Raw genomic sequence first — 12,601 nt, 5'->3', positions numbered from 1 at the left:
CGTCGTGACCGGGACACCGGCGGGAAGACCCTCCAGCGTCGCGACCAGCGCGGGACCGTGCGACTCTCCGGCTGTCAGCCAGCGCAACCTGCTCAACGATGCTCCTCATGCTCGCGCCTGGAACTGCTGTGGCGCGACCGGGTGCGCGGCCCTGGCCCGCCACCCCGATCCTCCCACGTCCGGGGGTCGAACCTGGCCGTCGGTCCAGCTATCGGACGCGAAGAACGTCAGATCGCGGGGGTCACGGCGTCAGGTCGAGGGGCGAGAGGTGCGGACGGCGCGCCACAGCCGGCGCCCGCCCTCCACCACGAGGAAGGTCAGCCCGAGGGTGACGACGGTGTCCTCCGCCCACTCGGGCAGCAGGTTCACGAGCAGCTTGAACAGCGAGCTCGCCCAGTCCGCGGCAAGCGTCTCCGTACCGTTCACGCGGCTGACAGCGCTCTCTCACCGGCGGCGCGCATCGCGGCCAGCGGTGCCTCGGCGACGCCCGTCATCTGCTCGACCTGGAGAACGGCCTGGTGGACGAGGAGGTCGAGACCGCCGAGGACCGCACCCCCGCGCTCCGACCAGGCGGCGGCGAGCGGTGTCGGCCAGGGGTGGTACAGCACGTCGAAGAGGGTGCCGGGGGCGTCCGGGACCTCGGCCGCGAGCGCGTCGGTGGTGCCGGCCGGGGTGGTGGCGATGACGAGGGGGGCGGCGAACGCCCGGTTCGCGCTCGACCACTCGGCGGTCCGCACGTCCACGCCGAGCCGCTCGCCCCAGCCGCGCATCTCCTCGGCCCGTGCCTCGCTCCGTACGTACGCGGTGACCGGACCCGTACAGATCCGCGACAGGGCGGCGAGGGCGGAGGAGGCGGTGGCACCGGCCCCGAGGATCGCCGCGGAGTCGACCTTCTCGACGCCCCGCTCGCGCAGGGCCGCGAGCAGGCCGGGGATGTCGGTGTTGTCGCCGACACGGCGGCCGTCCTCGGTGAGGACGACCGTGTTCACGGCCTCGACCGAGGCGGCGGTGTCGCTGATCGCGTCGAGCAGCGGGATGATCGCCCGCTTCAGCGGCATGGTCAGGGAGAGCCCGGCCCAGGACTCGTCCAGCCCCTCGACGAAGCCGGGGAGCCCGGCCTCGTCGACCTCGAACCGGTCGTACGACCAGGTGTCGAGGCCGAGCGCGGCGTAGGCCGCCCGGTGCAGGACCGGGGAGAGCGAGTGCGCGATCGGCGAGCCCAGGACGGCCGCACGCCGCGTTGACGGCATCAGTTCTTCCTTGACTTGTTGAATTCTTCGACGAGCTTCTGGTGGTCGGCGTTCGTCTTCGTGAACTGGGACGTCTTGCCGTCGAGCGAGATGAAGTAGTACCAGCCCTCGCTCGTCGGGTTCACCACGCCCTTCAGCGCCTCGTTGCCCGGGTTTCCGATCGGACCGGGCGGCAGACCCTTGTAGAAGTACGTGTTGTAGACGTTGTCGTACTTTCGCAGCTCTTCAAGGGTGAGGTCGATCTTGCTCTGGTTCTTGATGTAGTTGTACGTCGAGTCGAACTCGAGCTTGCCGTAGGTCTGCGGGTTGCTGGGCTTGAGCCGGTTGTAGACGACCTCGGCCATCTTGCGGAAGTCGTCGTGCGACGTGCCCTCGGCCTGGACGAGGCTCGCGATGGTGATGAGCTGCCACGGGCTGTCGACGCCGAGCTGCTCCGCCTTGGCCTCCAGGTCGTACTTCGCGTACTCCTCGTTGGAGCGGGCGACCATCTTGCGCAGCACGTCCTCGGGCTTGTTGCCCTTGGCCACGGGGTAGCTCGCGGGGAACAGGAAGCCTTCGAGCGGGTCCTTGAGCTCCTTGTGGTTGGTCGCCCACTCGGGAAGGCCGAGGTCGTTGGCCTTCGCCTTGGCGACGCCCTGGGTGGTGCCCGCCTTGAGGTCGAGCTTCTTGTCGATCTGCTCGTAGACCCAGACGTTCCGCTTGCCCTCGGGGATGACGAAGTTCGCCTGGCTCGTCGGGCTGAGCATCAGGGTGACGGCGCTCTCCGCCGACATCTCCTTCCTCAGCGTGTAGACGCCGGCCTGGATCGAAAGACCCTTGGGGTTCTTGCCCTGCGCCGACACGAAGGCGTCGACGCTCTTGACGACCCCGGCCTTCTTGAGGATGTTGCCGATCTCGTATCCGCCGGCGGACTTGGGGATCTCGACCTGGACCTCGCCGCTGCCCTCACCCGCGAAGTCGGGTGCGGCGCCGAACTGGCCCTGCCAGAACTGGTAGCCGAAGTAGCCGATGCCGCCCACACCGCCCACGAGGACGAGGGCGACGACCAGGCACGCGACGCCGTTCTTGCCCTTCCTGCTCTTCTGACCCTTGCCACCCCGCCGGTCGCGTCCGCCACGCGGAGACCGGTTCTCGGCCGGCTCGTCCTCGTACCCGTCGTCGTCGGTGCCGTCCTCACCGGTGAAGAAGGGGTGCCGCTCCTCTCCCTCGGCCTCGGCCTCCGCCTCCCAGGCGGTGACCGGCTCCGGCGGTGCCTGCCGCCGGCCCGGGGGCTGCGGCGGCGGATATGCCTCGGGTGTGCCGTAGAGGTCCGGGTTCTGGCCGCCGTACGGGTCGGCGGGAGTCACGCCGTACGGCATGGCCGCCTGGCCCGTCTCCCAGCCCGTGTCGTACTGCTGTGCGGGGTACCCGGGCGTGTCGTAGCCCTGCCCGGGGTAGCCCTGCTGGCCGCCGTACGACTGATTTCCGTACTGGGGGTCGCTGTACTGCTGGGGCTGCTGCCCCTGCTGCGGATGCGGCTGCTGGTGGGGCTGCTGGTACTGCGGGTCGTACCCCTGCTGCCCGCCCTGGGCGTACTGGTCCTGGGCGTAGGAACCCTGACCGTACTGGTCCCGGGCGTACTGGTCCTGGCCGAGCTGCCCCTGGCCGTACTGGTCCTGGCCGTACTGCGCCTGCTGCGGGTACTGCGGCTGACCTCCCCATCCCTGGTCCCCGAACAACGGGTCCTCGGGATGCCACGGTTCGGAGCCAGGGCCCCGGCCATACTCAGTCATCGATCCCCAAACAGCCGCGAGGCTTCCGGACGGTCCGCCTCTACGTAGTGCGGCAGCTGTTCGAACACGCCGCATCGCGCGGAACGTTACCGTATCGCGATCAGATGACCACTTCGACGCCCTCGCCGGGCGGATTACCCGATACCCGTTCGGACTCAAGAGCGTTCTGAAGGATGATCACAGCGGCGGCCTGATCGATGACGGACCGCCCCTTCTTCGACTTCACGCCCGACGCCCGCAGCCCCTGGGTCGCCGTCACGGTCGTCATCCGCTCGTCGACCAGGCGGACGGGCAGCGGAGCGATGCCCTTGGCCAGCTCGCCGGCGAAGCGCCGGACCTTGGCCGCGGCCGGGCCCTCGCCCCCGGAGAGGGAGCGAGGGAGGCCGACCACGACCTCGATCGGTTCGTACTCCTCGACGATCTGCCTCAGCCGCCGGTGGGCCGCCGGGACGTCACGTCCCGGCACGGTCTCCACCGGCGTGGCGAGGACCCCGTCTGGGTCGCACGAGGCGACCCCGATCCGGGCGTCCCCGACGTCGATCGCGAGACGACGACCGCGGCGCATCGTCACGCCGTCTCCACCACGAGACGCTCGACGGCGTCGATGGCCTCGCCGACGGCCTCCGGGTTCTGGCCGCCGCCCTGGGCGACGTCCGGCTTGCCGCCACCGCCGCCGCCGAGGGTCTTGGCGGCGGTACGGACCAGCTCACCGGCCTTGAGACCGCGCTCGCGAGCGGCCTCGTTGGTGGCGATGACGGTCAGCGGGCGGCCGTTGGCCTTGGTGAACAGGGCCACGACGGCCGGGCGGTCCGACGGGATGCGGCCACGGACGTCGAGGACCAGCTTGCGCAGGTCGTCGGCGGAGGTGCCGTCCTGGACCTGGCCGGTGACGAGCGCGACACCGCGGACGTCCTTGGCGCTCTCGACCAGACCGGCGGCGGCCTGGAGCACCTTCTCGGCGCGGAACTTCTCGATCTCCTTCTCGGCGTCCTTCAGCTTGCCGAGCATGGAGGAGATCTTCTCCGGCAGCTCCTCGGGGCGGCCCTTGACCAGCTCCTGGAGCTGGGCGACGACCGTGTGCTCACGGGCCAGGAAGTTGTACGCGTCGACACCGACGAGGGCCTCGACACGGCGCACGCCACTGCCGATCGACGACTCGCCGAGCAGCTTGACCAGGCCGAGGGCGGCGGTGTTCTTGACGTGCGTACCGCCGCACAGCTCCTTGGAGAAGTCGCCGATGGTGACGACGCGGACCTTCTCGCCGTACTTCTCGCCGAACTCGGCGATGGCGCCCTGACGCTTGGCCTCGTCGATCGGCATGACCTCGGCGTGCACGTCGAGCTCGCGGGCGAGGACCTCGTTGATCTTCTGCTCGACGTCCATGAGGACCGTGCCGGGAACGGCGTTCGGCGAGCCGAAGTCGAAGCGGAAGCGGCCGGGCGAGTTCTCGGAACCGGCCTGGGCGGCCGTCGGGCCGAGGGCGTCACGCAGGGCCTGGTGCGTCAGGTGCGTGGCGGAGTGGGCGCGGGCGATGGCCCGGCGGCGGCGGACGTCGATGGCGGCGTAGGCGGTGGAGCCGACCGTCACCTCGCCGACCTGGACGGAGCCCTTGTGCACGGAGACACCGGGGACCGGCTGCTGGACGTCACGGATCTCGATGACGGCGCCGCTGTGCAGCTTGATCCGGCCCTGGTCGGCGAGCTGGCCGCCGCCCTCGGCGTAGAACGGGGTGCGGTCGAGGACGACCTCGACCTCGTCGCCCTCGGAGGCGGCCGGCGACGGGACGCCGTTGACCAGCAGACCGACGACCGTGGACTCGCCCTCGGTGTTGGTGTAGCCGGTGAACTCGGTGGCGCCGCTGCCGTCGGCGATCTCGCGGTAGGCGGCGACGTCGGCGTGGCCGGTCTTCTTGGCCTTGGCGTCGGCCTTGGCCTTGTCCCGCTGCTCCTGCATGAGGCGGCGGAAGCCGGCCTCGTCCACGGAGAGCCCCTGCTCGGCGGCGATCTCCAGGGTGAGGTCGATCGGGAAGCCCCAGGTGTCGTGGAGCAGGAAGGCCTTGTCGCCGGAGAGGACGGTACCGCCGGAGGCCTTGGTCTCGGTGACGGCGCCGTCGAGGACGTTCGAGCCGGCGTTGAGCGTCTTGAGGAAGCGGGCCTCCTCGGCGAGGGCGACGGTCTCGATCCGCTTGCGGTCGGTGATCAGCTCCGGGTACTGCTCGCCCATCGTGTCGATGACCACGTCGACGAGATCCTGGACGACCACGCCCGTGGCGCCGAGCAGGCGCATGTTGCGGATGGCGCGGCGCATGATGCGGCGCAGCACGTAACCGCGGCCTTCGTTGCCCGGGGTGACACCGTCGCCGATGAGCATCACGGACGTACGCATGTGGTCGGCGACCACGCGCAGCGAGACGTCGCTGTCGTGGGCCTTGCCGTAGGCGACGCCGGTGAGTTCGGTGGCCTTGTCGATGACGACCTGGAGGGTGTCGGTCTCGTACATGTTCTGTACGCCCTGCAGGATCATCGCGAGGCGCTCGAGGCCGAGACCGGTGTCGATGTTCTTGGACGGCAGCTCGCCGAGGATCGGGAAGTCCTCCTTGCCGGAGCCCTCGCCGCGCTCGTACTGCATGAAGACCAGGTTCCAGATCTCCACGTACCGCTCGTCGTTGACGGCCGGGCCGCCCTCGACGCCGAACTCGGGGCCACGGTCGTAGTTGATCTCGGAGCACGGGCCGCAGGGGCCGGGAACGCCCATCGACCAGTAGTTGTCCTTCTTGCCGAGGCGCTGGATGCGCTCGGCGGGGACGCCGACGACGTCGCGCCAGATCTGCTCGGCCTCGTCGTCCTCCTGATAGACGGTGATCCAGAGCTTCTCCGGCTCCAGCCCGTAGCCGCCGTGCTCCACCGAGGTGGTCAGCAGCTCCCAGGCGAGCTTGATGGCGCCTTCCTTGAAGTAGTCGCCGAAGGAGAAGTTGCCGCACATCTGGAAGAACGTGCCGTGGCGGGTGGTCTTGCCGACCTCTTCGATGTCGGGCGTACGCACGCACTTCTGCACGCTGGAGGCGCGCGAGAACGGCGGCTTGACCTCGCCGAGGAAGTACGGCTTGAAGGGAACCATGCCGGCGGGGACCAGAAGCAGAGTCGGGTCGTCCGCGATGAGCGACGCCGAAGGGACGACGGTGTGCCCGCGCTCCTCGAAGAAGCTCAGCCAGCGGCGGCGGATTTCAGCCGACTCCATCAGTGGTCCTCATTCCGGTTGTACGAAATCGTTCGGTACGAATGCGTGGTGGTGGTGTTCGGGGTGGCATCGAGCGATGCCCTGCGGCGCGGCCCGGGCAGCTCGCGCTCGACCGGTGCGTCCGGGGAGGCCTCCAGGCCGAGTGCCTCGCCCAGTTCGGCCTCGCGCTGGACCATGCCCGACCTGACGTCGAGGGCGAAGTCCTTGAGCCGGTGGCCGGTCTCGATCGCCTTGTTCGCCGCCTGCGCGGCGAGGCTCTCGGGAGTCAGCTGCTTGAGCTTGCGGTTGACCTTGGTGGTGGCCCACACGCCGGCTGCTGCGCCTGCGGTGAACCAGAACGTACGGCGGAACATCGCGGCTCAGCCCTTCTGCTTCCTGCGCCGCGCGGACGGCACGGTGCGACCGACGACGGTACGGGGGGCGGGCGCGGGCGGTGCCTGGTCCCGGCCGCGGCCGAGGGCCCTGCGCACTCCGTAGCCGAAGGCCGCGACCTTGACGAGCGGGCCGCCGAAGGTGGAGGCGACGGTGGTGGAGAGCGCCGAGGCGTTGGAGGTGACCTCCTGGACGTCCGAGGCGATCGCGTCCACGCGGTCGAGCTGGGTCTGCGCCGACCGCACGGTCGCGGAGGCGTCGCTGAGCAGCGGGACGGCCTGTTCGGTCACGTCCGCCACCAGCTTGGTGGTCGCCTTGAGCGTCTGCGCCAGCCTCACCAGAACCACGGCGAGGAAGGAGACGAGAATCGCCCAGAACACGGCCACCAGAATCCCGGCAACCTCTCCACCGGTCACTCCGCACCGCTCTCTGCTGTCGTTGGGCCCTTGCGAAAAGTCGTCCTCTGACCCTATCGCGCCCGGGGTCTTTCCCCGTACCTCATTACGGGCGGTACGCGCGCTCCCAGGAGGGGAATCACCTGACCCGATTGTACGGAGTGCGTGTGGATGAGTACGCTCCGTGTCCCATGCGAAGGACCAACCTCCCGGCGGAGCTGAACGTCTTCGTCGGACGGGCCGCAGAACAGGACCGACTGACCCGGCTCCTGGGGGAATCGCGCCTGGTCACCGTCGTCGGGGTGGGGGGCGTGGGCAAGACCCGGCTCGCCCTGAGGGCCGCCAGGGCGGTGGAGAAACGCTACGCCGACGGCGTGTGGCTCGCCGACCTCTCGGTGCTGCCCGACCCGGAGCTGGTGGCTTTCGCTCTGACCGAGGCGCTGGGGCTGACCGATCACACGCTGCGCACCCCCGTCGAGACGCTGACCGACCATCTCGCGGAGCGCCGGCTGCTGCTGGTGATGGACGGTTTCGAGCACCTCGTCGAGGAATGCGCCCCGTTGGTACGGCAGATGCTCGAGCACGCCCCGGGTCTCACCGTCCTCGCGGTGGGCCGCCGTCCGCTGCGCGTCGACGGGGAGGCCGTGTTCACGCTCGCGCCGATGGACGAGTACGACGCGGAGGCACTCTTCCTGGAGCGGGCGGCGGCCTCGGTCGGGCCCGGCCCGACCGGCTCCGCCCGGACGGCCGGGAGGGCCCGTACCGCCGTCGACGCGAGCGCGGCGTCCGACGAGAGCGCGGTACGCGAGCTGTGCCGGCGGCTCGACGGGATTCCGCTCGCCCTGGAGCTGGCGGCCGCCCGGATGCCGCTCCTCACCGTGGACCAGATGCTGCGCCGGCTCGGCGACCGGTTCCGGCTGCTCACGGACGGGGCGCGCGGCGCACTCCCCCGGCATCAGACGCTGCGCACGGCGATCGGCTGGAGCCACGAGCTGTGCACTCCGGAGGAGCGGCTGCTGTGGGCACGCCTCTCGGTCTTCGCCGGGCCGTTCGACCTGGAGGCGGTGGAGTACGTCTGCGCAGGCCGGGAGCTTCCGCCGGAGCGGGTGATGGATGTGCTCGGCGGTCTGCTCGCGCAGTCGCTGGTCGTACGGGAGGACACGGCCGCCGGTCCGAGGTATCGGATATTGGACACGGTCTCCGATTACGGCGCGGAGTGGCTGATGGCGCTCGGCGACACCGAGCGCATGCGCCGTCGGCACCGCGACTGGTACATGGGTCTGGCCACCTGGTGCGAGCTGGAGTGGTTCAGCCCGCGTCAGGCCGAGATCGCGGCCTGCCTGGACGCGGCGCTCCCCAATCTGCGGGCGGCCCTCGAACTCTGCCTGGAGCAGCCGGACGAGGCGCATCTGGCGCAGCATCTGGCGGGGACGCTCTGGTTCGCGTGGGTGGGGTGCGGGCGTCTGGCCGAGGGCCGGCACTGGCTGGACCGGGCGCTGGCGCTGGACTCGGAGCACGAGGACGCGCGGCTGAAGGGGCTGTGGGTGCTCGGCTACGTGGCGATCCTGCAGGGCGACGCCACGGCGGCGGTGGCGGCGCTGCACGAGTGCGGGGAGCGGGCCCGCTCGGTCGGCAATCCCCTGGCGGAGGCGTACGCGACGCATCGGATGGGCTGTCTGGCGCTGCTCTCGGACGACATGCCGCGGGCGGAGGAGCTGCTCGGCCGGGCCCTGGCGGCGTACCGGGAGCTGGGCGAGCTGAACAGCAACGTACTGATGGGCCAGGTCGAGCTGGCGCTGGCCCGGGTGTTCCAGGGTGATCTGGAGGGGGCGGTCGCGCTCTGCGCGGAGGTGCGGGAGATCTGCGAGGAGCGCGGCGAGCGCTGGACCAAGGCGTACGCGCTCTATGTGCTGGCGTACGCGGCGTGGACCGGGGGCGATCACCGCGAGGCGCGGACGCTGCTGACGGAGTGCGTCGGCATCAACCACATGTTCCACGATCTGGTGGGGCTGGTCCTCGCGATCGAGCTGCTCGCGCTGGTGACGGCGAGCGAGGGCGATCCCACGGAGGCGGCGGTGCTGCAGGGTGCCGCGCTGCCGGTGTGGGACTCGGTGGGTCTCCAGCTCTTCGGCTCGGGCCATTTCAACGGGGCGCGGGCGCTCTGCGCGCGTCAGGCGGGCGAGGTCCTGGGCGCGGAGCGTTACGGGGCGTCGGTGCGGGAGGGTCAGGGGCTCTCGCTGGACGCGGCGGTGGACCGGGCGCTGAGCGTGCGCCGGAATCCGGCCGGGCGCGGCTCCGGCCCACGGGCGCCGCGCCCGTTCCGTGCGGCGTTCCCGGAGAACGCGGAAGCCCGCCGGCTCCCCCACTGGTGAGAGTGGGGAAGCGGCGGGCTGAACACCGCGGGGGTGGTACTACGACGGCTTGATCAGCGGGCGTAGTACTCGACGACCAGCTGCTCGTCGCAGATGACCGGGATTTCCTTGCGGTTCGGGTCGCGGTCGAGGCGGAAGGCCAGGGCCTTCAGGTTGACCTGCAGGTAGCGCGGGGTCTCACCGTCGGCGGCGAAGCCACCCTCGCGGGCCACCTGGAACAGGGGCTTCTCGCGGGAGCGCTCGCGGACCATCACGACGTCGTCGGGACGGACACGGAACGACGGCTTGTCGACCTTGCCACCGTTGACCTGGATGTGACCGTGCACGACCATCTGGCGGGCCTGGTAGATGGTGCGGGCGATGCCCGAACGCAGGACCAGGGCGTCGAGGCGACGCTCGAGCTCGACGACCAGCGCCTCGCCCGTCTTGCCCTCGGCCTTCTTGGCGCGGTCGTACGCGCGGGCCATCTGGCGCTCGGAGATGTCGTACTGGGCGCGCAGGCGCTGCTTCTCGAGCAGACGGACCTTGTAGTCCGAGTTCTGCTTGCGGCCACGGCCGTGCTCGCCCGGCGGGTAGGGGCGGGCCTCGAAGTACTTGACGGCCTTCGGGGTCAGCGCGATGCCGAGGGCACGCGACTTCTTGACCTTGGGACGGGACTGGTTCGGCATGAACCAACCTCTCTATCTGTACGAATACGGCTTCACCAGGGTTAGAGGAGGTCGCATCCGCAGCCGGGGAAACCCGTCCGGTCCGTCAGGACCTTTCGGGCAGCCGCTCCCTGGTCTGGGCACATACGTGCAGCACGCGAACGGCCCATCGCCTGTTCCCCGGGACCGGGGGAGGTGATGGGTTGCCCGCGACACCTTCGAAGGTGCGCGACACTCCTGGAGATCCCGCCTGAGGCGGGGCTCCCGCTGCCTGTCCCGTTCTGGTGGCGCCGGCCGAAGCCGGACACGGGACGCAGCACTCCGCACGAGTGTACCGGGTGACCGGAGGGCCCGTGCACACACCCGGGTCCTGCCGTCAGCCGTCGCCGCGCAGCCGTTCCCGCACCTTCTCCACCACGTCCGCGTACCGCGCCTCCGCGCCGTAGCGCGTCGGCTCGTAGTAGCGCTTTCCCCGGACCTCGTCCGGCGCGTACTGCTGGGCCGCGATGCCGCCCGGGACGTCGTGCGGGTACACGTACCCCTGGGCGTGGCCCAGCTTGGCCGCGCCCTTGTAGTGGCCGTCGCGCAGATGCGGCGGGACCGGGCCCGCGAGGCCGTTCCGCACGTCGGCCTGGGCCGCGAAGATCGCGGTGGTCGCCGCGTTCGACTTGGGGGCCAGGGCCAGTGCGATCGTCGCGTGGCTCAGGGTCAGCGCCGCCTCGGGGAAACCGATCATGGCGACGGCCTGTGCGGCCGCGACGGCCAACGGCAGGGCGGCCGGGTCGGCCAGACCGATGTCCTCGCTGGCCGAGATCATCAGCCGGCGGGCGATGAACCGGGGGTCCTCCCCCGCCTCGATCATCCGCGCCAGATAGTGCAGCGCCGCGTCCACGTCCGAGCCGCGGATCGACTTGATGAGCGCGCTGGCCACGTCGTAGTGCTGGTCGCCGTCCCGGTCGTACGTCACCGCCGCCCGGTCGACGGTCTCCTCGACCGTCTGGAGCGTGATCTCCGGCTCGCCCTTGGCGATGGCCGAGCCCGCGGCGGCCTCCAGGGCGGTCAGAGCGCGCCGCGCGTCACCTCCGGCGATCCGCAGCAGGTGCGCCTCGGCGTCCTCGGGCAGGGTGACCGCGCCGCCGAGTCCGCGGTCCTCGGTGAGGGCCCGCTTCAGCAGATCGCGCAGATCGTCGTCGGTGAGCGGTTCGAGCGTGAGCAGCAGGGAGCGGGAGAGCAGGGGCGAGATGATCGAGAAGTACGGGTTCTCGGTCGTCGCCGCGATGAGCGTCACCCAGCGGTTCTCCACCGCCGGGAGCAGCGAGTCCTGCTGGGCCTTGGAGAAGCGGTGGATCTCGTCCAGGAAGAGGACGGTCTCCTTGCCGAAGCCGCCGGCCGCCCGCCGGGCGCCCTCGATGACAGCCCGGACCTCCTTGACGCCCGCGGTGATGGCGGAGAGCTCCACGAAGCGCTTGTTCGTCGCCTTGGAGACCACGTACGCGAGGGTCGTCTTTCCGATGCCCGGCGGGCCCCAGAGAATCACGGACGAGGCGCCCGCGGGCCCTCCGTCCCCCTCGCCGACGAGCCGCCGCAGCGGTGAGCCCGGCTTGAGCAGGTGCTGCTGGCCGAGGACCTCGTCCAGGGTGCGCGGACGCATCCGTACAGCCAGGGGGCTGCTGGACGGGTCCTTCTCCTGGCGTTCTTCGGCGGCTGCGGTAAAGAGGTCGGGCTCCACGCCATGAAGCCTAAGTCAGAGCACTGACAGCCCGGTCCGCGCGCCGGTCGGCCGGCGGCTCCGCGGCTCGTGAGCCCGTCGGCCCGTCAGCTGGTCCAGAAGTCCCACCAGCGCGTGAGGATCAGCATGCCGATGATCCCGATGTGCAGGACGGGCAGGACCCAGGTGAACTCGTCGAAGAAGGTCCGCAGGCCCCGGGGGGCGGGGATGACGCCGTTGCGGACGTTGTGCGAGGTCACGTACCAGAACATGATGATCGTGGCGACCCAGGCCAGGCAGCACCACAGGCAGAGCGCGTTGATCTCGTACAGCGACTGCTGCATGAGCCAGGTGCAGAACCCGACGCCGAACAGCGTGCCCGCGTTCAGGCCGAGCCAGTACCAGCGGCGGTAGCGGGCGCCCGCGAGGAGGCCCACACCGATCGCGACGACCATCGCGTACGTGACGAGGCCGAGCATCGGGTTCGGGAAGCCGAAGACCGAGGCCTGGTCGCTCTTCATGATGTTGCCGCAGGAGACGATCGGGTTGAGGCTGCAGCCCGGGGTGAAGTTCGGGTCCTCGAGGAGCTTGAACTTGTCGATCGTGATGACCCACGCGGCGAGCAGACCGGCGGCACCGGTGATCACCAGCAGCCAGGCCAAGGCACGGCTCGCGCCGATCGTGCCGCGCGCCGACTCGTCAACCGCTGCGTCTGTCATATCCCCGATCCATCACTCGCGGGCTTCTGGGCACGGTCATTCTGCCGCACGGGGGCCCCGTTCCACCGTTCGGTGGACATAAGGACGACCAGGGACGAGACGGGCCCGGACCGCGCAAAGCGGTCCGGG

General features: G+C 70.3%; 12 protein-coding genes. 1 reads left to right on the top strand and 11 read right to left on the bottom strand.

Going from position 1 to position 12,601, the window contains the following annotated elements:
- From ACZ3OF_RS24310 to ACZ3OF_RS24275, 8 genes are all read right to left on the bottom strand, one after another.
- On the bottom strand, positions 1-96 hold a 96-nt coding region (locus ACZ3OF_RS24310; protein ID WP_346073301.1), incomplete at its 3' end, for a chorismate synthase.
- A gap of 153 nt (positions 97-249) precedes the next feature.
- Positions 250-426: a hypothetical protein gene (locus tag ACZ3OF_RS24305; RefSeq protein WP_361670745.1), complete on the bottom strand. Its 177-nt coding sequence runs from the start codon at positions 424-426 to the stop codon at positions 250-252.
- Positions 423-1,250 carry a shikimate dehydrogenase gene (locus tag ACZ3OF_RS24300; protein WP_361670748.1) on the bottom strand — a complete coding sequence of 276 codons (828 nt, stop codon included), beginning with the start codon at positions 1,248-1,250 and terminating at the stop codon, positions 423-425. Before ACZ3OF_RS24300 ends, ACZ3OF_RS24305 begins: the two co-directional genes overlap by 4 nt.
- Positions 1,250-3,022: an endolytic transglycosylase MltG gene (gene mltG / locus ACZ3OF_RS24295; RefSeq protein WP_361670751.1), complete on the bottom strand. Its 1,773-nt coding sequence runs from the start codon at positions 3,020-3,022 to the stop codon at positions 1,250-1,252. Before mltG ends, ACZ3OF_RS24300 begins: the two co-directional genes overlap by 1 nt.
- 100 nt (positions 3,023-3,122) lie before the next feature.
- Complete coding sequence (gene ruvX / locus ACZ3OF_RS24290; RefSeq protein ID WP_361439319.1) at positions 3,123-3,587, bottom strand: Holliday junction resolvase RuvX; 465 nt, start codon at positions 3,585-3,587, stop codon at positions 3,123-3,125.
- A 2-nt stretch (positions 3,588-3,589) separates the two neighbouring features.
- Complete coding sequence (alaS, locus tag ACZ3OF_RS24285) at positions 3,590-6,259, bottom strand: alanine--tRNA ligase (protein ID WP_467306705.1); 2,670 nt, start codon at positions 6,257-6,259, stop codon at positions 3,590-3,592.
- On the bottom strand, positions 6,259-6,612 hold the full coding sequence (locus ACZ3OF_RS24280) for a DUF6167 family protein (protein ID WP_361670756.1): 354 nt from the start codon (positions 6,610-6,612) through the stop codon (positions 6,259-6,261). Before ACZ3OF_RS24280 ends, alaS begins: the two co-directional genes overlap by 1 nt.
- Positions 6,613-6,618: 6 nt before the next feature.
- Positions 6,619-7,047 carry a DUF948 domain-containing protein gene (locus ACZ3OF_RS24275; RefSeq protein ID WP_352186545.1) on the bottom strand — a complete coding sequence of 143 codons (429 nt, stop codon included), beginning with the start codon at positions 7,045-7,047 and terminating at the stop codon, positions 6,619-6,621.
- Positions 7,048-7,217: 170 nt separating this feature from the next.
- On the opposite strand from ACZ3OF_RS24275, the gene ACZ3OF_RS24270 reads away from it, so the two are divergent.
- Positions 7,218-9,398: an ATP-binding protein gene (locus ACZ3OF_RS24270; protein ID WP_467306702.1), complete on the top strand. Its 2,181-nt coding sequence runs from the start codon at positions 7,218-7,220 to the stop codon at positions 9,396-9,398.
- A 53-nt stretch (positions 9,399-9,451) separates the two neighbouring features.
- On the opposite strand, the gene rpsD is transcribed toward ACZ3OF_RS24270, so the two are convergent.
- The 3 genes from rpsD to ACZ3OF_RS24255 form a co-directional block, all read right to left on the bottom strand.
- Entirely contained in the window at positions 9,452-10,066 is a 615-nt protein-coding gene (gene rpsD, locus ACZ3OF_RS24265; protein ID WP_158985446.1) for a 30S ribosomal protein S4, read from the bottom strand.
- A 355-nt stretch (positions 10,067-10,421) separates the two neighbouring features.
- Positions 10,422-11,774, bottom strand: a complete 1,353-nt coding sequence (locus ACZ3OF_RS24260; RefSeq protein WP_361670761.1) for a replication-associated recombination protein A — start codon at positions 11,772-11,774, stop codon at positions 10,422-10,424.
- Between the two features lie 86 nt (positions 11,775-11,860).
- Positions 11,861-12,472 carry a vitamin K epoxide reductase family protein gene (locus ACZ3OF_RS24255; protein WP_361438753.1) on the bottom strand — a complete coding sequence of 204 codons (612 nt, stop codon included), beginning with the start codon at positions 12,470-12,472 and terminating at the stop codon, positions 11,861-11,863.
- Positions 12,473-12,601: the final 129 nt, after the last annotated feature.

The organism is Streptomyces sp. NPDC022552 (assembly GCF_055561875.1).
The sequence above is the reverse complement of the archived record's forward strand: the minus strand, read 5'-3'. Positions and strand labels throughout refer to the sequence as shown.